Here is a 21,728-nt window from a genome sequence, read left to right as displayed (position 1 = left end):
TTCTTGGGGCCTCTTGTAGAGCGCCCGGGTTTCTGGTTCTGCGGCAGCCGGCCGGATCAGGACATCCGTGGGGCACCGTCTAGCGATATGGTATCACGCATCTGTTGCACCAAGGCGGAAATCGCTGAGCAGCCATCAAGCCTCACAGCCGGGGGGAAGCGCCCCAGGCCGGCCGCAACGTCCGGGGTACATCCGACGAGGATCGGCAGGCAACCGGACCTGTGCGCGCACTCCATATCGATATCGGCATCGCCGACGAACCAGACATCGGGACCCGCGACGATTCCGCCCGGTTCCAGCGCCATCTCCACCGGCGCCACGGACGGCTTGTCCGCGGCGGCGTCGGTGGCGCCCACCAGTTTGCCGAAATGGCGCGTCCAGCCCAGGCTGTCGGCCTCGGCGCGCAGGAAGCTGCCGGTCTTGTTGCTCACCACCCCCAGATAGATGCCCGTCCCGGAGAGCTGCTCCAGCAACTCCGCCGCGCCGGGCAGCGGTTCCAGATAGTCCAGGTGGTGCTCCTGGAAATGGGCATAGAACACGTCGCGCGCCGCCATCCAGTCATCCCCGAAGATCGCGGGGAAACTGTCGCGCAGACTGTGGCGGACACGGCCGTAGCTCTCCTCCAGGGTCCAGGGCCGGTGGCCGAAACGCTCCAGCGCCGCATTGATCGCGGCATGGACGCAGCGCCAGTTGGTGACCAGCGTGTTGTCCCAGTCGAACAGCACGGCGCGCGGCAGCCGCTGCGGCGGCAGGGGCGCGGACACGGTGGCGTCGGCGATGGCGTCATTCATGGCGTCAGACCCGGCCGACGGGATCGGGAGCGCCGACATCGGCCAGATAGGCCGCGCGCAGCCGCAGGGTCAGCGGCCCCGGCCTGCCCTCCCCGACCGGCTTGCCGTCGATCCGGGTGACCGGCAGGGCAAAGCTGCCAGCGCTGGACATCAGCGCCTCGCGGGCGGCATGAGCCTCCGCCACGGTAAAGGGGCGTTCCTCCACCGGAATGCCCAGATCCCGCGCGATCCGGAGCAGCGACAGCCGGGTGATGCCGTTGAGGATGAGGTTCGAGGCCGGACGGGTCACCAGGGTGCCCTCGGCCGTGACGATCCAGGCGTTGGAGGAGCAGCCCTCCGTCACCGTGCCGTCGGGATCGACCTGCCAGGCCTCGTAGGCGCCCGCCTCCGCCGCCTTCTGCTTGCCCAGCGACTGCGCCAGCAGGCCGACCGTCTTGATGTCGCGGCGCAGCCAGCGGATGTCCGGGATCGTGATGACCGACACCCCTTCCGCGAGCTGCCGCGCCGTCTGGAAACGCGACCGGCGGCAGGTCAGAACCAGGGTCGGGGCGGTGTCCGCCGGGAAGCGGAAGTCGCGCGGTGCGACACCCCGGGTCACCTGCACATAGACCATCCCGTCGCGGACACCGTTGCGCGCCGCCAGTTCCCGCATGATCAGGCGCAGCGAGGTCGGCTTCACCGGCCAGGGCATCCGCAGTTCGCGCAGCGAACGGTCCAGGCGAGCGAGGTGGCCCTCCAGGTCGGCGAACCGCCCGCCGACGATCGTGACGACCTCATAGACGCCGTCCGCAAACTGGAAGCCGCGGTCCTCGATATGGACGGCGGCGTCGTCATGCGGGAGGTAGCGTCCGTTGACATAGGCGAAGCGGGGCATGATCCGGATGTCCGATCGTTCTTGAACCGGTTTCTGAAGCGGGACGAATCGTCAGAAGAACTCAAGCCTCACGGCGAACATCTTCTCGACCTTCTTCACCTGTCCGACCTCGGCCAGGATGATGACCCGGTCGTTCGGCTTGATGACGGTGGAGGGGCGCGGGATGATGACGTCGCCGCCGCGGACGATGGCACCGACGATCACCCCGTCCGGCAGCCTGATCTCCCGCAGGGGCGTGTTGATCAGCGATGAGGTTTCCAGTGCCTCCGCCTCGATCACCTCGGCGAAGCCCTCGCGCAGGCTGTGGACGGCCTTGATGCGGCCGCGGCGGACATGCTGGAGGATCGAGGATACGGTGATCGAGCGCGGGCTGACCACCGCGTCGATGCCCAGCGGCTGCACCAGAGGCTGGTAGGTCGATTTGTTGATCAGCGTGATGGCGCGTTCGCAGCCGTAGCGCTTGGCCAGCAGCGAGGCGAGGATGTTGCCCTCGTCGTTGTTGGTGACGGCGACCACCGTCTCGCTGGCGCGGACATTCGCCTCCTCCAGGATGTCGGGGTCCAGCCCGTCGCCATGCAGCACCATGGTGCGCGACAGGCGCTGGGCCACCATCTGGGCGCGCTTGCGGTCGATCTCGACGATGCGGGCGGAGACGCCCTGGTGCTTCGCCTCGATCTCCTCGGCCAGGCACAGGCCGATGTTGCCGCCACCGATGATGATGACCCGGCGGGCCTCCGGCTCCTCGTGGCCGAAGGCGGCCATGGCCCGGCTGACATGTTTGGTATCGGCGACGAAGTAGACCTCGTCGCCGGGCAGCATCTGGTCGTCGCCCGACGGGATGATCGGCCTGTCGTTGCGGACGATGGCGACGATCTCGATGTTCAGGTCCGGGAACAGGCCGGTGAGCTGGCGCAGCGGCGTATGGATGATCGGGCAGTTGTCGCCGCAGATCACGCCGATGACCTTCACCTTGCCGTCGGCCATCGGGATCATGTCGAACGCACCCGGCACCTGGAGCCGGCGGGCGACGGCCCGCGCCACTTCGATCTCCGGCGAGATGATGACGTCGATCGGCAGGTGGTCGCGGGAGAACAGGTCGGCCCAGATGGGCGCCAGATAGCTCTGGTGGCGGACGCGGGCGATCTTGGTGGGCACGTTGAAGAGCGAGTGCGCCACCTGGCAGGCCACCATGTTGACCTCGTCCGCCAGGGTGACGGCGACGATCATGTCGGCATCGGCGGCGCCCGCGGCCTCCAGCACATGGGGATGCGAGGCGAAGCCGACCATCGCCTGGACCTCCAGCGTGTCGCTGATCTTCTGGATCAGCTCCGACGACTGGTCGATCACCGTCACGTTGTTGCCTTCGGAGGCGAGATAGCGGGCGATGTTGGACCCGACCTGTCCGGCCCCGCAGACGATGACTTTCATGGCGCTACCGCTGTCCTGGTGATGCTGACCGGCGCGGGCCGGCCTCCGTGGCGTCCTGGGGGCGTACCGTCATTCGACGGTCAGGCGCGTCCCGTTCTTTTCCGTTCCATGTACACCCAGGGACTTCAGCTTCCGGTGCAGGGCCGACCGCTCCATGCCGACGAAGGCCGCCGTCCGGGAGATGTTCCCGCCGAAGCGGGTGACCTGGGCCAGCAGATATTCGCGCTCGAACACCTCGCGCGCCTCGCGCAGGGGCAGGCCCATGATCTCCCCCCCCTTCTCCCACTTCAGCACGGTCGGGGTGATGGCACCGATCTCCGGGGGCAGCATGTCGGCCCGGACCGGCTCGTGCGGATCGCCCGCCACCATGATCAGCAGCCATTCCACCACGTTGCGGAGCTGGCGGACATTGCCCGGCCAGTCATAGGCCTGGAGCGCCGCCATGGCATCCTCGCCGAAGCTCCGCTGCGGCAGGCCGGCGGATTCGGCGGTCCGCTGCATGAAGTGTCGGGCCAGCAGCGGAATATCCTCCCGCCGCTCACGCAGGGGCGGCACCTTCAGCGGCACCACGGCCAGCCGGTAATAGAGATCCTGCCGGAAGCGGCCCAGTTCGATCTCCAGCGTCAGGTCGCGGTTGGTGCTGGCGATGACGCGGACATCCACCTCCACCCGGGCCGAGCCGCCGACCCGCTCGAAGGTCTGCTCCTGGAGGACACGCACGATCTTGCCCTGGGTCTCCAGCGGCATGTCCGCCACCTCGTCCAGGAACAGGGTGCCACCGTGCGCCTGTTCGAAGGTGCCGACCTTGCGGCCGCCGCCGTCCAGCGCATGCTCGGTCCCGAACAGCTCGATCTCCAGCCGGTCGGGCCGCATGGTGGCGCAGTTCAGCGCCACGAAGGGGCCGTCGGCGCGGCGGGAGCGGGCATGGATCATGCGCGCGACCACCTCCTTGCCGCTGCCCGGCGGACCGGAGATCAGCACGCGCGACCCCGTCGGCGCCACCTTCTCGACCCCGTGGCGGAGCTGGTTGACGGGCAGGCTCTTGCCGACCAGGTCGGTTTCAGCCCCTGCCCGCAGCTTCAGCTCCCGGTTCTCGCGGCGGAGCCGGGCGGCCTCGATGGCGCGTTCGACCAGGAGAAGCAGGCGATCGGCCTTGAACGGCTTCTCGATGAAGTCGTAGGCGCCCTTCTTGATGGCGGCCACGGCCGTCTCGATGGTGCCGTGCCCGCTGATCATGACGATGGGCACGTCCGGGTGGTCGCGCTTCAGTTCGTCCAGGATCTGGAGACCGTCCAGACGGCTGCCCTGCAGCCAGATGTCCAGGATCACCAGACTGGGACGGCGGGCGGCCACGGCGGCCAGCGCCTGGTCGGCGTCCGCCGCTTCCCGCGTCTTCATCCCCTCGTCGTTCAGGATGCCGGCAATCAGCATCCGGATGTCGGATTCGTCATCGACGATCAGAATGTCGTGCGCCATCGTTTCAGCCCTTCGCCCCGGCTGCCACCGCGGTTCCCTCCGCCCGGTCGGCGGCGCCGGGATCGGCGACGGCGGCCGGCTGGACGCGCGGAAGCACGAGACCGACCCGGGCGCCACCGCCCGGCCGGTCCTCAAGCGTCAGCGCGCCGCCGTGGTCCTCCATGATCTTCTTGACGATGGCGAGCCCCAGGCCGGTGCCCTTGGCCCGCGTGGTGACATAGGGTTCGGTCAGCCTGTCGCGCTGGTCGGTCGGCAGGCCCTTCCCGTTATCCTCGACCAGAAGCGTGACACGCTCCTCGTCGGCCCGGAGCTGCACCATGACGCGCCCGGCGGGCAGCGTCTTTCCGCCCGCCGTCTCCTCGCGCCCTTCCACCGCCTCGCCCGCGTTCTTCAGCAGGTTGGTCAGGGCCTGCCCGATCTGCCGGCCGTCGCAGATGACAACCAGCGGCTCGGACGGCAGGTCCGCCTCGAAGTGGATGGCGGGATGCGCCGTGGCGTGCAGCAGCATCGCCTGACGGCACAGCTCCTGCAGATTGGTCGGCTTCATCACCGGAGACGGCATGCGGGCGAAGGCGGAGAACTCGTCCACCATGCGCCCGATGTCGTCCACATGACGGACAATGGTGTCCGTCATGGTCCGGAAGGTCTCGGGATCGCTCTGGATCTCCTTGAGATACTTGCGCCGCAGCCGTTCGGCCGAAAGCTGGATCGGCGTCAGCGGGTTCTTGATCTCGTGGGCGATCCGGCGGGCGACATCGGCCCAGGCCGCCTTGCGCTGCGCCGACAGCAGTTCCGAAACGTCGTCGAAGGTAACGACGTAGCCGCGGATGGTGCCTGCCACCACCTCGGCACCGATGCGGACCAGCAGAGTCCGGATCTGGGTGCCGCGCCGGATCTGCACCTGCCCTTCGACCAGCTTGCCGGGTCGCCGCCGGATCGTGGCCAGCAGTTCGGCCATCTCCGGCACCACGTCGTCCAGCCGCTCCCCGACCAGGGACTGCGGGTCCTCCACGCCCAGAAGCTCGGCGGCGGAGAGGTTCGGGAGGTTGATCCGCTCCTCCTGATCCAGCCCCAGCACCCCCGCCGACACACCGGCCAGCACAGCTTCCGTGAAGCGCCGGCGCAGGTCGAGCAGCCTGTTCGCTTCCACCAGAGCACCGCGCTGGCCCTCGATCTGGCTGGTCATCCGGTTGAAGGCGCGGGAGAGCGAGGTAAGCTCGTCCTCCGCCTCGGTCTCCATTTCGGGGACCCGGGCTGTCAGATCGCCGGCGCGCACCCGTTCGGCCGCCGCGATCAGGGCGCTCATGGGCTGCACCAGATAGGTGGCGAAGTTCAGACCGGCCCAGATCGCCGCCAGCAGCAGCAGCATGGCGACGACGACGAAGATCAGGGCAAGCCGCGTCTGCAGGCCGAATCGTTCGACCTCCAGGCGGGTATATTCCTGGACCGCGCTCTGGGTCGCTTCGACATGGGCCAGAACCCGGGCTTCCACCGGGCGGCCGACGAACAGGAAGACATCGAAATCGGGGTCGATGTGAACCAGCGCGCTGACCCTGTCCACACGCCCGCCGACGACGACGACATCGCCGCGCCGGGCCTCGTCCATGGCTGAACGGGGCACGTCGGAAACGTCGAAATCGAAGGCCAGACCGGCGCGGGCGTAGATCCGGCCCTGGGAGTCGAAGATCACCGCCTGGGTGATCGAGCGGGCATAGGCCTGATTGCGCAGGATCTGCTGCATCATGGCCGGCTGCCAGAGGAAGAAGGCTCCGCCGGCGCGCTGAAGCTCGTAGGAGGTGGTCAGCGCATCGGCGCGGATCGCCTGCTGGTGTTCGGCCAGATAGGCCTCTGCCACGGCCAGGGATTCATTCACCGCCGTGCGTACCCGGTCGCTGAACCAGGACTGGACGCCGACATAGAAGAACAGGGCGGAGAAGGCGGCCATGATGATGGCCGGCAGCACGGCCAGGAGCGAGAACACCGCCACCAGCCGCGCATGCAGGCGCGCGCCTGCCAGACCCCGCCGACGCTCCAGCCACAGCGTCACGATGCGCCGGGCCATGATCGATGACAGCAGCAGCAGCAGCGCCAGATCGAGGGTCAGCAGCAGGCTGACCGTGTTCGGGTCCTTGCCGAAGGGCGGCGTCTCGGTCAGCGCGGCATAGGTGGCCGAGCCGGCGAGCACCGCGGCGATGGCGAGTGCGATGGCGAGCTTGTTGCCCAGCCCCCGCCCCGATGCCCAACGGACGAGACGGCGCCACCAGGGCGGCCGCGCGGCCGCATCGGCAACCGCGGTCATGGCCTTGACCCTGCGCTTTCCGGCCTGATGCCTTCGGGCACGGTATCCAGCCGCCACGCACCGGGCGGGCAGCGACCAACGGAGCAGTCGAGGAGCAAGCTGTAACCCTGGCTGAGGCGTAAGGGAGCCGGAGATCCCGGCCGGGACGGCATGTTCCGGGCACCGTGTTACCAGAAAGCTACACTCCGCGCCAGCGTCCCACTCGGCCGGGCGGCAGCCGGAAAGCCACGCTATTTCAGGCCACGGACGACCTGGATGTCCAGTTCCCGGATCTTCTTGCGCAGGGTGTTGCGGTTCAGCCCGAGCAGATGGGCGGCCTTGATCTGGTTGCCCTTCGTTGCCAGCAACGAGAGGGAGAGAAGCGGTCGTTCGACCTCGCGCAGAACGCGGTCGTAGAGACCGGCAGCAGGGACGCCGTCCTTGTGGGCGGCGAAATACTCCTTGAGGTGGCGCTCGACGGCTGCCCCCAGCCCCTCGTTCACCGGCTCCTCTGCCGGCTGGCTGGCGGGGGCCGCCTCGGCCAGCTCCTGCTCGATGACATCGAGGCCGATGACCTCCTGGGCATAGAGCGCCGCCAGCCGGCGCACCATGTTCTCCAGTTCGCGCACGTTACCCGGCCAGCGGTGGCGCTTCATGCGCTCCATCGCGGCGTTGTCCATGCTCTTCAGCGGCAGCCCCTGGTGCGTGGCGAGATGGAAGAAGTGGCGGACCAGGGCCTGAATATCCTCCGTCCGTTCGCGCAGGGGCGGAATGCGGATGGGGACCACGTTCAGGCGATAGAACAGGTCCTCGCGGAACAGACCCTGCCGGATCAGGGTGCGCAGATCGCGGTGCGTGGCGGCCACGATGCGGACATCGGTCTTGATCGGCGTGCGTCCGCCGACGGTCGTGTACTCGCCCTCCTGGAGCACGCGCAGCAGGCGCGTCTGCGCCTCCAGCGGCATGTCCCCGATCTCGTCCAGGAACAGGGTGCCGCCCTGCGCCTGCTCGAAACGGCCGGTGGAGCGCATGGTGGCGCCGGTGAAGGCCCCCTTCTCGTGCCCGAACAGTTCGGACTCGATCAGTTCGCGCGGAATCGCCGCCATGTTGATGGCGACGAAGGGACCCTCGCGGCGCTTGCCGTAGTCGTGCAGGGCGCGGGCCACCAGCTCCTTGCCGGTGCCGGACTCGCCGGTGACCATCACCGTGAGGTCGGTGCCCATCAGCCGCGCCAGCACGCGGTAGATTTCCTGCATGGCGGGGGAGCGGCCGATCAGCGGCAGCGTCTCCTCCTCCGCCTCGACCGGCGGCAGGGGCACCGGCTCGACCGGCGGGCGCGGCGAGGACAGCGCCTTCTGCACCATCGCCACCAGCTCCTTCAGGTCGAAGGGCTTGGGCAGGTAGTCGAAGGCGCCCCGCTCGGCCGCCTTCACGGCGGTCAGCAGGGTGTTCTGCGCGCTCATGACGATGATGCGCAGATCGGGCCGCGTCCGCTTGATGCGGGGGATCAGGTCCAGGCCGTTCTCATCCGGCATCACCACGTCGGTGATGACCAGATCGCCCTGCCCTTCGGACACCCACCGCCACAGCGTCGCGGCGTTGCCGGCGGAGCGCACCTCATGGCCGAGCCGCGCCAGGGCCTGGGTCAGAACGGTCCGAATGGCGCGATCATCATCTGCAACGAGGATCGTTGCACCCATTTTAGGCACCCTCCACCAAGGCTCCAGAATCCGCCGCCATCGGCAGGGACACCTTGAAGACCGTGCGCCGCGGCACGCTCTCGAACTCGATGACCCCGCCGTGGTCCCCGACGATTTTCGCTACTAATGCAAGACCCAGGCCGGTTCCGTTGAGCTTGGTCGTGACGAAGGGATCGAACAGGTTCGCCTGGATGTCCTCGGGGATGCCGTCGCCGTTGTCCTGCACGCTGACCAGCAGCGGCAGGTGGACCCGGCTGTCCGACCCGGCGACGGCCAGCCGGACGCCATGCTGATAGGCCGTGCTCAGCACGATCTCACCGCCCTGCTCGGGGCAGGCCTCTGCCGCGTTCTTCACCAGGTTCAGCAGCACCTGGATGAGCTGGTCGCGGTTGCCCAGGACCGGCGGCAGCGAGGGGTCGTAGCGCTCGACGAAGCGGATGTGCCGGGCGAAGCCGTTCTGGGCGATGCGCCGGACATGCTCCAGCACCGAATGGATGTTGATGGCGGCCTTCTGCACGGGGCGGCGGTCAGCGAAGACCTCCATCCGGTCCACCAGGGCGACGATGCGGTCGGTCTCGTCGCAGATCAGCCGGGTCAGCAGCCGGTCCTCCTCCACGACGCTCTCTTCCAGCAACTGCGCAGCCCCGCGGATGCCGGAGAGCGGGTTCTTCACCTCGTGCGCCAGCATCGCCGCCATGGCGATGACGGACCGGGCGGCACCCCGATGGCTCAACTGGTTGTCGATCTTCCGGGCGATGGAGCGCTGGTGCAGCGTCAGCACCACCAGATCGGGCGGATCGCTGGCGGGAGCCGCCTGCACTGTCATGAAGTGGGCGCCGATCCGCGGCGTCTCCAGCGTGACACCATATTCCGAAACGCTGCCGTGCGTCTCCCGCGCCTGTTCGATCAGGCCCAGGATCGGGCTGTCGGCCGGGATCAGGTCGGTCAGGGGCGTGCCCACGACCCGGGCGGAGGAGACATCGAAGAACTCTTCCGCCTCCAGATTCACGAACTGGACCGCCCCCGCCCTGTCCACCACCAGCACCGGGTCCGGCAGGGCGTTGAGGACGACGGCGGGGTCGATCTCTTCCTGCGGGCGCCGGCGCGCCAGGGTGGCGGGCTTCGGCATCAGGCGGCGACCCGCTCGGTGATGCCGCGGTCCATCAGGGCGCGGTAGAAGTCCACGATGGCCTGCTTGACCCGCGCCGGCTGGTCCATGGTCATGATGGCGTTGCGGTAATCGGCCGACCCCGGCAGTCCCTTGGAGTACCAGGCGACATGCTTGCGGGCGATCCTGAGCCCGGCCTCGGCACCGTAGTGCTCCAGGATCGCCTCGTAGTGCTCCAGCACGATGGTGAGCTGTTCGGCCAGCGACGGGTCGGGCCGCGCCTCGCCCGTTCGCAGATAGTGCATGACCTGCGCCAGGAACCAGGGCCGGCCATAGGTGCCGCGGCCGATCATCACCCCGTCCGCCCCGCTCTCCTCCAGGCAGCGGACGACATCCGCCAGCGTGTTGATGTCGCCGTTGGCGATGACGGGGATGGAGACCGCCTCCTTCACCGTGCGGATGAATTTCCAGTCAGCCGTGCCGTTGTACATCTGGCAGCGGGTGCGGCCATGCACGGTCACCATCCGGATGCCGCACTCCTCCGCGATGCGGGCGAGCCGCGGCGCGTTCAGGTTCCCGGCGTCCCAGCCCTTGCGCATCTTCATGGTGACGGGCACGGACACGGCCTTGACCGTCTGCTCCATGATGCGGCCGGCGAGCGGCTCGTCCTTCATCAGGGCGGAGCCGGCGTAGCCGTTGACCACCTTCTTCACCGGACAGCCGAAATTGATGTCGATGATGTGGGCGCCGCGGTCCTCGTTCAGCCTCGCCGCCTCCGCCATCGCCTCGGGATCGCAGCCGGCGAGCTGCATGGAGATCGGCGCCTCCTCCGGCGACCATTCCGTCTTCAGCATGCTCTCGCGGGACGCCCGGATCATCGCCTGGCTGGCGATCATCTCCGACACGACGAGGCCGGCGCCGGTCCGTTTCACCAGACGGCGGAAGGGCATGTCGGACACGCCGGACATGGGGGCGAGGATCACCGGGTCGTCGATCGTGACCGGGCCGATCCGGAGCGGCGCAAGGCGCTTGCCCATCTGTTAGGCATCCATGGCGATTGCATGAAAATTAGGCGTCGGACGCTAGCACGCCGGAGAGAATTTGCAAGCATGGCAAGGGTTCGGCCGGCGAATGAATGACCTGCGGAAAAGCAACCCTCCCGGGGTGCGACATGACCGGACCGGGGCAGCGGATCGACGCGGGCGGGATTGGCGTGCGGCCCTGTTCCCGCTAGGCTCCGCGCACCACAGCCTGGGGAGCGTTTCCGTCAATGCCCGCCTGCATCGCCCTGATCGTCGCCGCCGGCCGCGGTGAGCGGTTCGGCTCCGATATTCCGAAACAGTACCTGCCGCTGGCCGGCAAGACCGTTCTGCGCCATTCGGTGGAGGCGTTCCTGCGCCATCCCGGCGTGACCGGCGTGCGGGTCGTCATCAATCCCGAGCACCGCGACCTCTATGACGCGGCCGTGGCCGGACTCGGCCTGCCGGAACCGATCCGCGGCGGCGCCAGCCGGCAGCAGAGCGTGCTGAACGGGCTGGAGGCGCTGGCGGAGGAGAAGCCGGACCTGGTCCTGGTCCATGACGGCGCCCGCCCGCTGGTGGATGCCGGTACGATCGACCGGGTGATCGCCGCGCTGGCGGAGCAGCCGGCCGCCGTCGCCGCGACGCGGCTGGCCGATACGCTGAAGCGGGAGCGCGACGGGCGCGTCTGCACGACGGTGGACCGCACCGGCCTGTGGCGGGCGCGGACTCCACAGGGCTTCCGCTACCACGACATCCTCGGCGCCCACCGCGAGGCGGTCGGCCTCGACCTCACCGACGACGCGGCCGTCGCCGAACGGGCCGGCCTCGCCGTTGCCCTCGTCCCCAGCAATCCGGACAATCTGAAAGTGACCCACGCCGACGACCTCGCCCGCGCGGAGCGGCTGATCTACGCCGGGCTCTCCGACATCCGCACCGGCAGCGGCTACGATGTCCACAAGTTCCATCCGGGCGACCATGTCACGCTGTGCGGCGTGAGCGTGCCCCACGACCAGGCGCTGGAAGGCCATTCCGACGCCGATGTCGGGCTGCATGCCCTGACGGATGCGCTGCTGGGGGCGCTGGCCGCGGGCGACATCGGGCAGCACTTCCCGCCCACAGACCCGCGCTGGAAGGGCGCCGACAGCGCCGTCTTCCTCCGCCACGCGGCGGAGATGGTGCGGGAGCGGGGGGGCGTCATCGCCCATGTGGACGTGACGCTGATCTGCGAGCGCCCGAAGGTCGGCCCGCACCGCCCGGCCATGCAGGCCCGCATGGCGGAGCTGCTGGGGATCGCCGCCGACCGCGTGAGCGTCAAGGCGACAACGACGGAGGGGCTGGGCTTCACCGGCCGGCGCGAAGGCATCGCCGCCCTGGCGACGGCGACCGTGCGGCTGCCCATGCCGGGCCTGCCGACGGCGGGGAAGTGAGACGGTGTTCCCGGACGACCTGACTGCCCTGGCCGAACGGGTCCGCGACGCCTTCGTGGCCCGCGGGCTCTGGCTGGCGACGGCGGAGAGCTGTACCGGCGGCCTGATCGCCGGCTGCCTGACCTCGGTCAGCGGCTCCTCCGCCCTGGTCGACCGGGGCTTCGTCACCTACACGAACGCGGCGAAGACGGAGATGCTGGGCGTGCCGGCAGCGCTGATCGCCGCGCACGGTGCGGTCAGCGAGCCCGTCGCCACCGCCATGGCCTGTGGCGTGCTCGCACACAGCCGGGCCGACGTGGCGCTCTCGGTCACCGGCATCGCGGGACCGACGGGCGGAACGGCGTCGAAGCCGGTGGGGCTGGTCTGGCTGGGGGCGGCCCGGCGCGACGGCCCGGTCCGGGTCGAGCGCCATGTCTTCCCCGGCGACCGCACGGCGGTCCGTCTGGCCTCCGTGCGGCGCTCCCTGGAACTGGCGCTCGATCTGCTCTGAACCGGGGCTGCCCGGACCGGAGCCCTGTGGTCAGAGCACCGGGCGGGCGGCGGGGCGGACGGTCGGCGCACCGTAGAGCTGGTGGGCGCGCGTCTCGAACGCGGCCACCATGCGGCGGACGGCCTCGTGGAACAGGGCGCCGATGATCTTCTGCAGCACCTTGTTGCGGAACTCGAAATCCACATAGAAATCGACCACGCAGCCGTCCGGATGCGGGTGGAAGACCCAGTGGTTCTCCAGGTGCTCGAACGGCCCTTCGGCGTATTCCACGTCGATCCGGCGCTTGTCCGGCGACAGCACGACCCGCGACGTGTAGCGCTCGCGCACCATCTTGAAGCCGATCACGAGGTCGGCCCAGAACACGTTGCCGTCGCGCCGCCGGATGCGGGCCGCGACGGCCCACGGCAGGAACTCCGGATAGCGCTCGACGTCCGACACCAGCGCGAAGAGCTGGTCCGGGCTGTAGGGGAACACCTTCTGTTCGGTATGTCTGGGCATGCTCTCAAGAAACTCCCGGCTTACTCGGCGGACGTCGCTTCCGGGGCGGCGACCGGCCGTCCGGCGAGCTTCGCTTCCCGCGCGGCCCGCAGCCGCTCGAAATCCGCCCCTGCGTGATAGGAGCTGCGGGTCAACGGCGAACTGGCCACCATCAGGAACCCTTTGCCACGGCCGACCGTCACGTAGCCGGCGAATTCGTCCGGAGTCACGAACCGATCGACCTTGGCATGCTTGGGTGTCGGGGCGAGGTACTGGCCGATGGTCATGAAGTCAACATCCGCGGCCCGGAGGTCGTCCATGACCTGGAACACTTCTTCCTTCGTTTCGCCCAGCCCGACCATGATTCCCGACTTGGTGAACATGGACGGATCGATCTCCTTCACCCGGGCCAGAAGCTGCAATGAGGTAAAGTAGCGCGCCCCCGGCCGGATCGTCGGATAGAGCCGGGGCGCGGTCTCCAGATTGTGGTTGAAGACGTCGGGCCGGGCCTCGACCACGGTCTCGACCGCCCCCTTCTTCTTCATGAAATCGGGGGTCAGGACCTCGATCGTCGTTCCGGGCGCGGCGGCGCGGATGGCGCGGATCGTCCGGGCGAAATGCCCGGCGCCGCCGTCCTCCAGATCGTCGCGGTCCACGGAGGTGACGACGATGTGCTCCAGCTTCAGGTGCGCGACGGCCTCGGCCACCTTCTCCGGCTCGTGCGGGTCGAGCTGGTCCGGCCGGCCCGTGGCGACGTTGCAGAAGGCACAGGCGCGGGTGCAGACCGCGCCCAGGATCATGAAGGTCGCGTGTTTCTTCTTCCAGCACTCCCCGATGTTGGGGCAGGCCGCCTCCTCGCATACGGTGTTCAGCCGCAGGCCCCGCATCAGGGACCGCGTCTCCCCGTATTCGGGGCTGGTCGGTGCCTTGACCCGCAGCCACTCCGGCTTGCGCTGGATGGGGTTGTCGGGCCGGTTCGCCTTTTCGGGATGGCGGACCCGGTCGGGAGCGATGGGCATGGTGGAGATGACCTTGCTGTGACAGCGCCAACATAGGTCCGGGCGCAGGCAAGGCCAAGCGCGGCGTTGCGCCGCCTTGGATCTGTCCGCGTCCGGCCGGGCGCCGGACCCCTGGCCGCGGCGATGGCGGGGTGTTCGGACTTCAGGCTTCGGCCTTCGGGCTTCGGCCGGATGGCCCCCGCGCGCCGCTGCGGTGCGGGGGACCGGCGGTCAGTAGTGGATGGCGCGCCCGTAGGCTGCCAGCACGCTCTCATGCATCATTTCGGAGAGCGTGGGGTGCGGGAAGATGGTGTGCATCAGCTCCGCCTCCGTCGTCTCCATGGTCTTGGCAATGGTGTAGCCCTGGATCAGTTCCGTCACTTCGGTGCCGACCATGTGGGCGCCCAGCAGCTCGCCCGTCCTGGCGTCGAAGACGGTCTTGACCAGCCCCTCCGGCTCGCCCAGGGCGATGGCCTTGCCGTTGCCGATGAAGGGGAAGCGGCCGACACGGACCTCATGGCCGGCCTCCCGCGCCTTGCGCTCCGTCAGCCCGACCGACGCCACCTGCGGCAGCGAGTAGGTGCAGCCCGGGATGTTGCGCACGTCCATGGGATGCACGCCCTGCACGCCGGCGATCTTCTCGACGCAGAGCACGCCCTCGTGGCTGGCCTTGTGCGCCAGCCAGGGCGCGCCGCAGACATCGCCGATGGCGTAGACTCCGGGCTCGTCGGTGCGCATCCACGCGTCCGTGACGATGTGGTTGCGCTCCACCTTCACCCTGGTCGCCTCCAGCCCGATGTCCTCGACATTGCCGACGATGCCGACGGCGGCGATCACGCGGTCCACGGTCACCGTCTCGGTCCGGCCGCCGCCGAGGTCCAGCGTGGCGGTCACGCTGTCCGCCGCCTTCTCCAGCTTAGTGACCTTGGTCCCGGTGTGGATGCGGATGCCCTGCTTCGTGAACTGCTTCGCGGCGATGGCGCTGATCTCCTCATCCTCGACCGGCAGGATGCGGTCCAGCACCTCCACCAGCGTCACCTCGACGCCCATCTGTCGGTAGAAGCAGGCGAACTCCACCCCGATGGCGCCGGAACCGACGACCAGGATGCTCTTCGGCATGCGCTCGGGGACCATCGCCTCCTTGTAGGTCCAGACCAGCCTGCCGTCCGGTTCCAGGCCCGGCAGGACGCGGGCGCGGGCGCCGGTGGCGATGATGATGTGCTTCGCCGCGTATTCGCCGGCCGGCTTGCCGTCCTTCTCGACGGCGAGGCGGCCCTTGCCCAGCAGCCGGCCGCTGCCGTCGATGACGGTGACCTTGTTCTTCTTCAGCAGGCCCTTCACGCCGGCCGAGAGCTGCGCCGCCACCTGGCGGGAGCGCTTGATGATGGGCGCGAGATCGAAACGGACCGGACCCTCGACGGTGATGCCGTAGTCCTTGGCGTGCTGGATCAGGTGCGCCACCTCGGCCGTGCGCAGCAGCGCCTTGGTCGGGATGCAGCCCCAGTTCAGGCAGATGCCGCCGAGATGCTCGCGCTCCACCACGGCCGTCTTCATGCCGAGCTGGGCCGCGCGGATCGCCGCCACATAGCCGCCGGGACCGGCGCCGAGGACGATCAGATCGAACTGCGTGTCGGCCATGCTTGCCTCTTGTTCCGTCGCGTGGGCCGCCTCGGGAGCGGTCCGGGATGCCTTGCGGAGAAGCCGGGACGCGCCACGGCGTCCCGGCCGGCGACCCTGCGGGGCCGCCTTACAGCATCATGGTGATGGGGTCTTCGATCAGTTGCCGGAAGACCTTCAGGAATTCGGCGCCGACGGCGCCGTCCACCGACCGGTGATCGACCGAGAGCGTGCAGCTCATCACGGTGGCGATGGCGAGCGCGTCGCCCTTCACCACCGCCCGCTTCTCCCCGGCACCGACCGACAGGATGCAGCTCTGCGGCGGGTTGATGATGCTGGTGAAGGTACGGATGCCGAACATGCCCAGGTTCGAGACGCTGAAGGTGCCGCCCTGGAACTCCTCCGGCTTCAGCTTGCCGTCGCGCGCCTTCTGGGCCAGCGCCTTGACCTCGGCGGAGATGGTGGAGAGGCCCTTGCGGTCGGCGTTGCGCACGATCGGGGTGATCAGCCCGCCCTCCGTGGCGACAGCGACGGAGACGTCCACGTTCTCGTACTGGAGGATGCCGTCCTCGTGCCAGGAGACGTTGGCGGCCGGCACCTTGCGCAGGGCCAGGGCCGCCGCCTTCACCACGAAGTCGTTGACCGAGACCTTCTCCCCGGAGCGCTCGTTCAGCTCCGCCCGCAGGGCGAGCAGCCGGTCGATCTCCAGATCCACCGTCAGCGCGAAGTGCGGGATGGTCTGCCACGCCTCCGTCAGGCGTCTGGCGATGGTCTTGCGCATGCCGCTGTTGGGCAGGACCGTGTAGGGCATGCCCAGCCTGTCGGCATAGTCCCTGGCGTCGATCCCGCGCGGTGCGGCGCCGGCAGCGGCAGGCTGCGGCGCTGCCGACGGGGCGGCGGGAGCCGGCGACGGCTTCGTCGCGGATCGGGCGGCTTCCTTCTGCTGCGGGCCGCGGGCCAGGGCCGCCTCGATGTCCGCCTTCACGATGCGGCCCTGGGGACCGCTGCCGGAGAGCGAGGCGAGGTCGAGACCCGCCTGCTGCGCCATGCGGCGCGCCAGCGGGCTGGCGAAGACGCGGTCGTGGCCATCCTGTTCCCCGCCGCCATGGCGGGCCGGCGCGGCCGGTTCCCGGCTTTCGGGCAGGCTGGGGCTGGCGCCGCCGACCGGGCCGGTCGCCGTCTGGCCGGGTTTCGGCGCCACGGCCGCGTCGGCAGGTCCGGTCGCGCCTTCGCGCGGGGCCGGCGCGGCCGGCGGCGGAGCCTTTCCGCCGTCAGCGGCGGCGGACATGTCCTCGCCTTCCTCCGCGATCAGGCCGATCGGGGTGTTGACGGCCACGCCCTCCGTCCCGTCGCCGATCAGGATCCGGGCAAGGCGGCCTTCATCCACCGCCTCCACCTCCATGGTGGCCTTGTCGGTCTCGATCTCGGCCAGCACGTCGCCCGCCTTGACCTCGTCCCCTTCCTTCTTCAGCCAGCGCGCCAGCTTGCCCTCGGTCATGGTGGGCGACAGCGCCGGCATGAGGATTTCGATCGGCATCGGTAGATTCTCCAGCGGTTTCCCGGCTCAGCGCCTGTAGGTCACGGCCTTGACGGCCTGGACGACATCGTCCGGCTGCGGCAGCGCCAGCTTCTCCAGGTTCGCGGCATAGGGCAGCGGCACGTCCTTGGCATGGACCCGGACCACGGGCGCGTCCAGATGGTCGAAGGCGTGCTCCATCATCAGGGCGGCCAGTTCCGAGCCGATGCCGGCGAAGGCCCAGCCCTCCTCCACGGAGACGAGGCGGTTGGTCTTCTTCACGCTGGCGACGACGGTCTCGACATCCAGCGGCCGGATGGTGCGGAGGTCGATCACCTCGACGCTGATGCCCTCCTCCGCCAGCCGCTCCGCGGCGGCAAGGGCGTGCGCCACCATCAGGGAATAGGCCGTGACGGTGACATCGGTGCCCTGCCGGACCACCTTGGCCCGGCCGATGGGGACGATGAAGTCCGGGTCCGTCGGGCACGGGAAGGAGTGGCCGTACAGGATCTCGTTCTCCAGCACGATCACCGGATTGGGATCGCGGATCGCGGCCTTCAGCAGCCCCTTGGCGTCGGCCGCCGTGTAGGGAGCCACCACCTTCAGGCCGGGGATATGGCCGTACCAGCTCGCAAAATCCTGGCTGTGCTGGGCGGCGACCCGGGCAGCGGCACCGTTGGGGCCGCGGAAGACGATGGGGCAGCCCATCTGGCCGCCGGACATGTAGAGCGTCTTGGCCGCCGAGTTGATGATCTGGTCGATCGCCTGCATCGAGAAATTGAAGGTCATGAACTCGATGACCGGGCGAAGGCCGCCGAACGCCGCCCCCACCCCCAGGCCGGCGAAGCCGTGTTCGGTGATGGGCGTGTCGATCACCCGCTCGGCGCCGAACTCCTGCAAGAGGCCCTGGCTGACCTTGTAGGCGCCCTGATACTCCGCCACCTCCTCGCCCATCAGGAACACCGTGGGATCGCGCCGCATCTCCTCGGCCATGGCGTCGCGCAGGGCCTCGCGCACGGTGATGACCGGCGCGTCCTTGAAGAAGCGGTCCTCGTCGGAGGCGGGCGGCGCCGCCGGAGAGGACGGCGGCGGGGCGGCGGGCAGCGACGGCGCCGTCCCCGTTTCGCCCTTCACGTGCTGGGCGGCGGCGGATTTCGGCGTGCTCTCCTCGGTCCGGGCCTGGGCCTGCTCGGCACTCTCGCCTTCCTGGGTGATGACGGCGATGGGGGTGTTGACGGCCACGCCCTCGGTCCCCTCCTGCACCAGGATGCTGGCCAGGGTTCCTTCGTCCACCGCCTCCACCTCCATGGTGGCCTTGTCGGTCTCGATCTCGGCCAGCACGTCGCCCGCCTTGACCTCGTCGCCCTCCTTCTTCACCCACTTGGCCAGCTTGCCTTCCGTCATGGTCGGCGACAGGGCCGGCATCAGGACCTGCACGGGCATTTCGTTCCCTCCGGATCGGCGACGGGGTCAGGCGTCCACGAGCACGTCCGTCCACAGCTCGGACGGATCGGGCTCGGGGCTCTGGGTGGCGAACTCGGCGGCCTCGGTGACCACCTGCTTGACCTCGCGGTCGATGACCTTCAGGGCGTCCTCGTCGGCGTAGGACTTTTCAAGCAGCTTCGTCTTGAGGTGGTCGATGGGATCGGATTCCGACCGCATCTTGTTCACCTCCTCCTTCGTCCGGTACTTGGCCGGATCGGACATGGAGTGGCCGCGATAGCGGTAGGTCTTCATCTCCAGGATCATCGGCCCCTGGCCGCCGCGCACATGGGCCACCGCCTCGTCGGCGGCTCCCCTCACCTCCAGCACGTCCATGCCGTTCACCTGCCGGCCGGGGATGCCGTAGGCGCTGCCGCGCATGTAGAGTTCGCCGGCGGACGAGCGCGTCTGCGCCGTGCCCATGGCGTACTTGTTGTTCTCGATGACGTAGAGGACCGGCAGGTGCCAGAGGGCGGCCATGTTGAAGGATTCGTAGACCTGACCCTGGTTCACCGCCCCGTCGCCCATGTAGCAGACGGCGATGCCGTCATCCTTGGCGTACTTGTGGGCGAAGGCGAGTCCCGTGCCGATGGGAACCTGGGCGCCGACGATGCCGTGGCCGCCGAAGAACTTCTTCTCGCGGCTGAACATGTGCATGGAGCCGCCCTTGCCCTTGGAATAGCCCCCGCGACGGCCGGTCAGCTCGGCCATCACGCCCTTGGGGTCCATCTGGCAGGCCAGCATGTGGCCATGGTCGCGGTAGCTGGTGATGATGCTGTCGCCGGGCCGCAGCGCGTTCTGGATGCCGACGACGACCGCCTCCTGGCCGATGTAGAGATGGCAGAAGCCGCCGATCAGGCCCATGCCGTACATCTGGCCGGCCTTCTCCTCGAAGCGGCGGATCAGCAGCATCTCGCGGTAGTACTTCAGCAGCTCTTCGGGACCGGGCAGCGTCGCAGCTTCGGGAGCCGCACCCTTGGCGCGGCGCTTGGACATGGCCACAGGCTCCTCCCTCGTGCACGGGGGCGCAGGTGTGGTGATACACCCGGCGGGTTGGAGGTAGAGCTAGCGCCGCCCAACGGGCTTTGCAAGGTGTGTGCGCTGCAATATACTGTTTTTGCAGAGAAAAAGGCAGTTAACCCAAATCCCGTTAATCAATGCCAGATCAGCGGGTTAACGGGACCCGGGCTGCGTGTCCTGCGGCGATTGCGGAGCAGGCCGGCCCGGAAGGAGGATCACGAGATCGTCCGGATGCGTCTTGTTCAACAGCAGGCGCGCCCGTTCCTCCAGCATGTCGGGGTCGAGATTGTCCGGCCGCAGCAGCCGGGCGCGGTGTTCGAGCTGTTCGCGCTCATGGCGCACCTCGGCCAGCACGCGCGACGCCTCCTCCACCTCGCCTTGCAGGTGGGTGAGCGCCACCAGCCCCCGATCCCCCTGGACCGTGTGATAGGCGAAGTAGGCGACCACCGACGCGCCGAGAACCGGCCCGATGATCTGCCGGAAGGCACGGTTGAAGGCGGAGCCGAGGGCGTGCATTGCAATCATGCGGGCATGGAAACACTGCCGCCCGCGCCCGTCAATGCTTCCGCAGATGGACCGCTGTCCGGGGTCATGAAGACCGTCGCCGGTCCACGCAGCCGGCCGGATGCGGCGGAACCGCGTCCCGGAAAGACACGGAAAAGGGGTGGCCGGCGCCGGCCACCCCTCACAACGGGTCGGTTCTGCCTCAGCCGCGCTTCAGCGCCGCCCGGCCGGGGAAGATGCGGGCCCGGCCCAGGCCCTCCTCGATACGAATCAGCTGGTTGTACTTGGCGATCCGGTCGGAGCGGGACAGCGAGCCGGTCTTGATCTGGCCGCAGTTGGTCGCCACCGCCAGATCGGCGATCGTGGAATCCTCCGTCTCGCCCGAGCGGTGCGACATCACGGCCGTGTAGCCGTTGCTCTGGGCGATGCGGACCGCCTCCAGAGTCTCCGTCAGGGACCCGATCTGGTTCACCTTGACCAGGATGGAGTTGGCGATGCCGCGGGAGATGCCCTCGGACAGCCGGGTCGGGTTGGTGACGAACAGGTCGTCGCCGACAAGCTGAACCGACCCGCCGATGGCGTCCGTCAGGGCCTTCCAGCCGTCCCAGTCGTCCTCCGCCATGCCGTCCTCGACGGAGACGATCGGATAGCGGCCGACCAGATCCTGCCAGTAGGCGACCATGCCGGCGGCGTCCAGGCTCTTGCCTTCGCCGGCCAGCTCGTAGCGGCCGTTCCGGTAGAACTCGGTGGAGGCGGCATCGAGCGCCAGCAGCACATCCTCGCCCGGGCGGTAGCCGGCGGCCTCGACGGCCTTCATGATGAAGCCCAGAGCCTCGTCGGTGGACTTCAGGTTCGGCGCGAAGCCGCCCTCGTCGCCGACGGCGGTGTTGTGGCCGGCATCCTTCAGCTTCTTCTTCAGGGCGTGGAAGATCTCGGCGCCCATGCGGATGCTGTCGGCGCAGGTCTCCGCCCCGACCGGCATCACCATGAATTCCTGGATGTCGATCGGGTTGTCGGCATGGGCGCCGCCGTTGATGATGTTCATCATCGGCACCGGCAGGGTGCGGGCGTTGGTGCCGCCGACATAGCGGTAGAGCGGCTGGTCCAGCTCATCCGCCGCGGCCTTGGCCACCGCAAGGCTGACGCCCAGGATCGCGTTGGCACCGAGGCGGTTCTTGTTGGGCGTGCCGTCCAGCTCGATCATGATGGAATCGATGGCGACCTGCTCGGTCGCCTCCAGCCCCGACAGGGTGTCGAAGATCTCGCCGTTCACGGACTCGACGGCGCGCAGGACGCCCTTGCCGCCGTAGCGCGCCTTGTCGCCGTCGCGCAGTTCCACCGCCTCATGGGCGCCCGTGGACGCGCCGGACGGCACGGCAGCCCGGCCGAAAGCCCCGGACTCCAGCCTCACCTCCACCTCGACGGTGGGATTGCCACGGCTGTCCAGGATCTCGCGGGCATGGATGTCGATGATGGCGGACATGGGCCCCTTCTCCTCGTGACGCGCACCGGAATCGGCG

18 protein-coding genes are annotated in these 21,728 nt (G+C 68.8%); 2 read left to right on the top strand and 16 right to left on the bottom strand.

Translation table 11 applies throughout. The features are described from left to right. Window positions 1-56: 56 nt before the first annotated feature. From RC1_RS00595 to dusB, 8 genes are all read right to left on the bottom strand, one after another. Window positions 57-791 (bottom strand): HAD family hydrolase, encoded by a 735-nt coding sequence (locus tag RC1_RS00595; RefSeq protein ID WP_012565374.1) that lies wholly within the window; start codon window positions 789-791, stop codon window positions 57-59. Between the two features lie 4 nt (window positions 792-795). Beyond that, a complete protein-coding gene (locus tag RC1_RS00590; RefSeq protein WP_012565373.1) occupies window positions 796-1,665 on the bottom strand; it encodes a D-amino-acid transaminase in 870 nt (289 codons plus the stop codon). Between the two features lie 51 nt (window positions 1,666-1,716). Next, window positions 1,717-3,093 (bottom strand): Trk system potassium transporter TrkA, encoded by a 1,377-nt coding sequence (gene trkA, locus RC1_RS00585; protein ID WP_012565372.1) that lies wholly within the window; start codon window positions 3,091-3,093, stop codon window positions 1,717-1,719. 69 nt (window positions 3,094-3,162) lie between these two features. Next, a complete protein-coding gene (gene ntrX, locus RC1_RS00580; protein WP_012565371.1) occupies window positions 3,163-4,569 on the bottom strand; it encodes a nitrogen assimilation response regulator NtrX in 1,407 nt (468 codons plus the stop codon). 4 nt (window positions 4,570-4,573) lie between these two features. Further along, window positions 4,574-6,868, bottom strand: a complete 2,295-nt coding sequence (locus RC1_RS00575; protein WP_012565370.1) for a sensor histidine kinase NtrY-like — start codon at window positions 6,866-6,868, stop codon at window positions 4,574-4,576. Between the two features lie 230 nt (window positions 6,869-7,098). After that, window positions 7,099-8,547, bottom strand: a complete 1,449-nt coding sequence (gene ntrC, locus RC1_RS00570) for a nitrogen regulation protein NR(I) (RefSeq protein ID WP_012565369.1) — start codon at window positions 8,545-8,547, stop codon at window positions 7,099-7,101. Window position 8,548: 1 nt separating this feature from the next. Continuing rightward, window positions 8,549-9,676 carry a two-component system sensor histidine kinase NtrB gene (locus RC1_RS00565; RefSeq protein ID WP_012565368.1) on the bottom strand — a complete coding sequence of 376 codons (1,128 nt, stop codon included), beginning with the start codon at window positions 9,674-9,676 and terminating at the stop codon, window positions 8,549-8,551. Next, the gene (gene dusB, locus RC1_RS00560) at window positions 9,676-10,692 is read right to left on the bottom strand and encodes a tRNA dihydrouridine synthase DusB (RefSeq protein ID WP_012565367.1); all 1,017 of its coding nucleotides are present in this window, start codon (window positions 10,690-10,692) and stop codon (window positions 9,676-9,678) included. Before dusB ends, RC1_RS00565 begins: the two co-directional genes overlap by 1 nt. Before the next feature lie 233 nt (window positions 10,693-10,925). Here dusB and RC1_RS00555 point away from each other — a divergent pair, with 233 nt between their 5' ends. Together RC1_RS00555 and RC1_RS00550 are read left to right on the top strand one after the other, a co-directional pair. After that, the gene (locus RC1_RS00555; RefSeq protein WP_012565366.1) at window positions 10,926-12,104 is read left to right on the top strand and encodes a bifunctional 2-C-methyl-D-erythritol 4-phosphate cytidylyltransferase/2-C-methyl-D-erythritol 2,4-cyclodiphosphate synthase; all 1,179 of its coding nucleotides are present in this window, start codon (window positions 10,926-10,928) and stop codon (window positions 12,102-12,104) included. A 4-nt stretch (window positions 12,105-12,108) separates the two neighbouring features. Next, the gene (locus tag RC1_RS00550) at window positions 12,109-12,594 is read left to right on the top strand and encodes a CinA family protein (RefSeq protein WP_012565365.1); all 486 of its coding nucleotides are present in this window, start codon (window positions 12,109-12,111) and stop codon (window positions 12,592-12,594) included. Window positions 12,595-12,624: 30 nt separating this feature from the next. Here RC1_RS00550 and RC1_RS00545 read toward each other — a convergent pair whose 3' ends face one another. From RC1_RS00545 to eno, 8 genes are all read right to left on the bottom strand, one after another. Next, complete coding sequence (locus RC1_RS00545) at window positions 12,625-13,092, bottom strand: type II toxin-antitoxin system RatA family toxin (RefSeq protein WP_012565364.1); 468 nt, start codon at window positions 13,090-13,092, stop codon at window positions 12,625-12,627. A gap of 20 nt (window positions 13,093-13,112) precedes the next feature. Next, a complete protein-coding gene (gene lipA, locus RC1_RS00540) occupies window positions 13,113-14,090 on the bottom strand; it encodes a lipoyl synthase (protein WP_012565363.1) in 978 nt (325 codons plus the stop codon). 210 nt (window positions 14,091-14,300) lie between these two features. Then, window positions 14,301-15,707: a dihydrolipoyl dehydrogenase gene (lpdA, locus tag RC1_RS00535; protein WP_012565362.1), complete on the bottom strand. Its 1,407-nt coding sequence runs from the start codon at window positions 15,705-15,707 to the stop codon at window positions 14,301-14,303. Window positions 15,708-15,816: 109 nt separating this feature from the next. Continuing rightward, window positions 15,817-17,223 carry a pyruvate dehydrogenase complex dihydrolipoamide acetyltransferase gene (locus tag RC1_RS00530; protein WP_012565361.1) on the bottom strand — a complete coding sequence of 469 codons (1,407 nt, stop codon included), beginning with the start codon at window positions 17,221-17,223 and terminating at the stop codon, window positions 15,817-15,819. A 27-nt stretch (window positions 17,224-17,250) separates the two neighbouring features. Then, a complete protein-coding gene (locus RC1_RS00525) occupies window positions 17,251-18,645 on the bottom strand; it encodes a pyruvate dehydrogenase complex E1 component subunit beta (RefSeq protein WP_012565360.1) in 1,395 nt (464 codons plus the stop codon). A gap of 27 nt (window positions 18,646-18,672) precedes the next feature. Then, on the bottom strand, window positions 18,673-19,686 hold the full coding sequence (pdhA, locus tag RC1_RS00520; protein ID WP_012565359.1) for a pyruvate dehydrogenase (acetyl-transferring) E1 component subunit alpha: 1,014 nt from the start codon (window positions 19,684-19,686) through the stop codon (window positions 18,673-18,675). A gap of 171 nt (window positions 19,687-19,857) precedes the next feature. Continuing rightward, on the bottom strand, window positions 19,858-20,220 hold the full coding sequence (locus tag RC1_RS00515; protein ID WP_012565358.1) for an FtsB family cell division protein: 363 nt from the start codon (window positions 20,218-20,220) through the stop codon (window positions 19,858-19,860). Between the two features lie 190 nt (window positions 20,221-20,410). Continuing rightward, the gene (gene eno / locus RC1_RS00510; RefSeq protein ID WP_012565357.1) at window positions 20,411-21,691 is read right to left on the bottom strand and encodes a phosphopyruvate hydratase; all 1,281 of its coding nucleotides are present in this window, start codon (window positions 21,689-21,691) and stop codon (window positions 20,411-20,413) included. Window positions 21,692-21,728: the final 37 nt, after the last annotated feature.

Source organism: Rhodospirillum centenum SW (assembly GCF_000016185.1).
In the GTDB taxonomy this organism is placed as follows: Bacteria; Pseudomonadota; Alphaproteobacteria; order Azospirillales; family Azospirillaceae; genus Rhodocista; species Rhodocista centena.
This window is presented reverse-complemented; position numbering and strand designations above follow the sequence as displayed.

Excerpts from the sequence above, each read along its gene's own strand:
- RC1_RS00595 (WP_012565374.1), bottom strand. The coding sequence starts at position 791 with ATGAATGACGCCATCGCCGACGCCACCGTGTCCGCGCCCCTGCCGCCG.
- RC1_RS00590 (WP_012565373.1), bottom strand. The coding sequence starts at position 1,665 with ATGCCCCGCTTCGCCTATGTCAACGGACGCTACCTCCCGCATGACGAC.
- trkA (WP_012565372.1), bottom strand. The coding sequence starts at position 3,093 with ATGAAAGTCATCGTCTGCGGGGCCGGACAGGTCGGGTCCAACATCGCC.
- ntrX (WP_012565371.1), bottom strand. The coding sequence starts at position 4,569 with ATGGCGCACGACATTCTGATCGTCGATGACGAATCCGACATCCGGATG.
- RC1_RS00575 (WP_012565370.1), bottom strand. The coding sequence starts at position 6,868 with ATGACCGCGGTTGCCGATGCGGCCGCGCGGCCGCCCTGGTGGCGCCGT.
- ntrC (WP_012565369.1), bottom strand. The coding sequence starts at position 8,547 with ATGGGTGCAACGATCCTCGTTGCAGATGATGATCGCGCCATTCGGACC.
- RC1_RS00565 (WP_012565368.1), bottom strand. The coding sequence starts at position 9,676 with ATGCCGAAGCCCGCCACCCTGGCGCGCCGGCGCCCGCAGGAAGAGATC.
- dusB (WP_012565367.1), bottom strand. The coding sequence starts at position 10,692 with ATGGGCAAGCGCCTTGCGCCGCTCCGGATCGGCCCGGTCACGATCGAC.
- RC1_RS00555 (WP_012565366.1), top strand. The coding sequence starts at position 10,926 with ATGCCCGCCTGCATCGCCCTGATCGTCGCCGCCGGCCGCGGTGAGCGG.
- RC1_RS00545 (WP_012565364.1), bottom strand. The coding sequence starts at position 13,092 with ATGCCCAGACATACCGAACAGAAGGTGTTCCCCTACAGCCCGGACCAG.
- lipA (WP_012565363.1), bottom strand. The coding sequence starts at position 14,090 with ATGCCCATCGCTCCCGACCGGGTCCGCCATCCCGAAAAGGCGAACCGG.
- lpdA (WP_012565362.1), bottom strand. The coding sequence starts at position 15,707 with ATGGCCGACACGCAGTTCGATCTGATCGTCCTCGGCGCCGGTCCCGGC.
- RC1_RS00530 (WP_012565361.1), bottom strand. The coding sequence starts at position 17,223 with ATGCCGATCGAAATCCTCATGCCGGCGCTGTCGCCCACCATGACCGAG.
- RC1_RS00525 (WP_012565360.1), bottom strand. The coding sequence starts at position 18,645 with ATGCCCGTGCAGGTCCTGATGCCGGCCCTGTCGCCGACCATGACGGAA.
- RC1_RS00515 (WP_012565358.1), bottom strand. The coding sequence starts at position 20,220 with ATGCACGCCCTCGGCTCCGCCTTCAACCGTGCCTTCCGGCAGATCATC.
- eno (WP_012565357.1), bottom strand. The coding sequence starts at position 21,691 with ATGTCCGCCATCATCGACATCCATGCCCGCGAGATCCTGGACAGCCGT.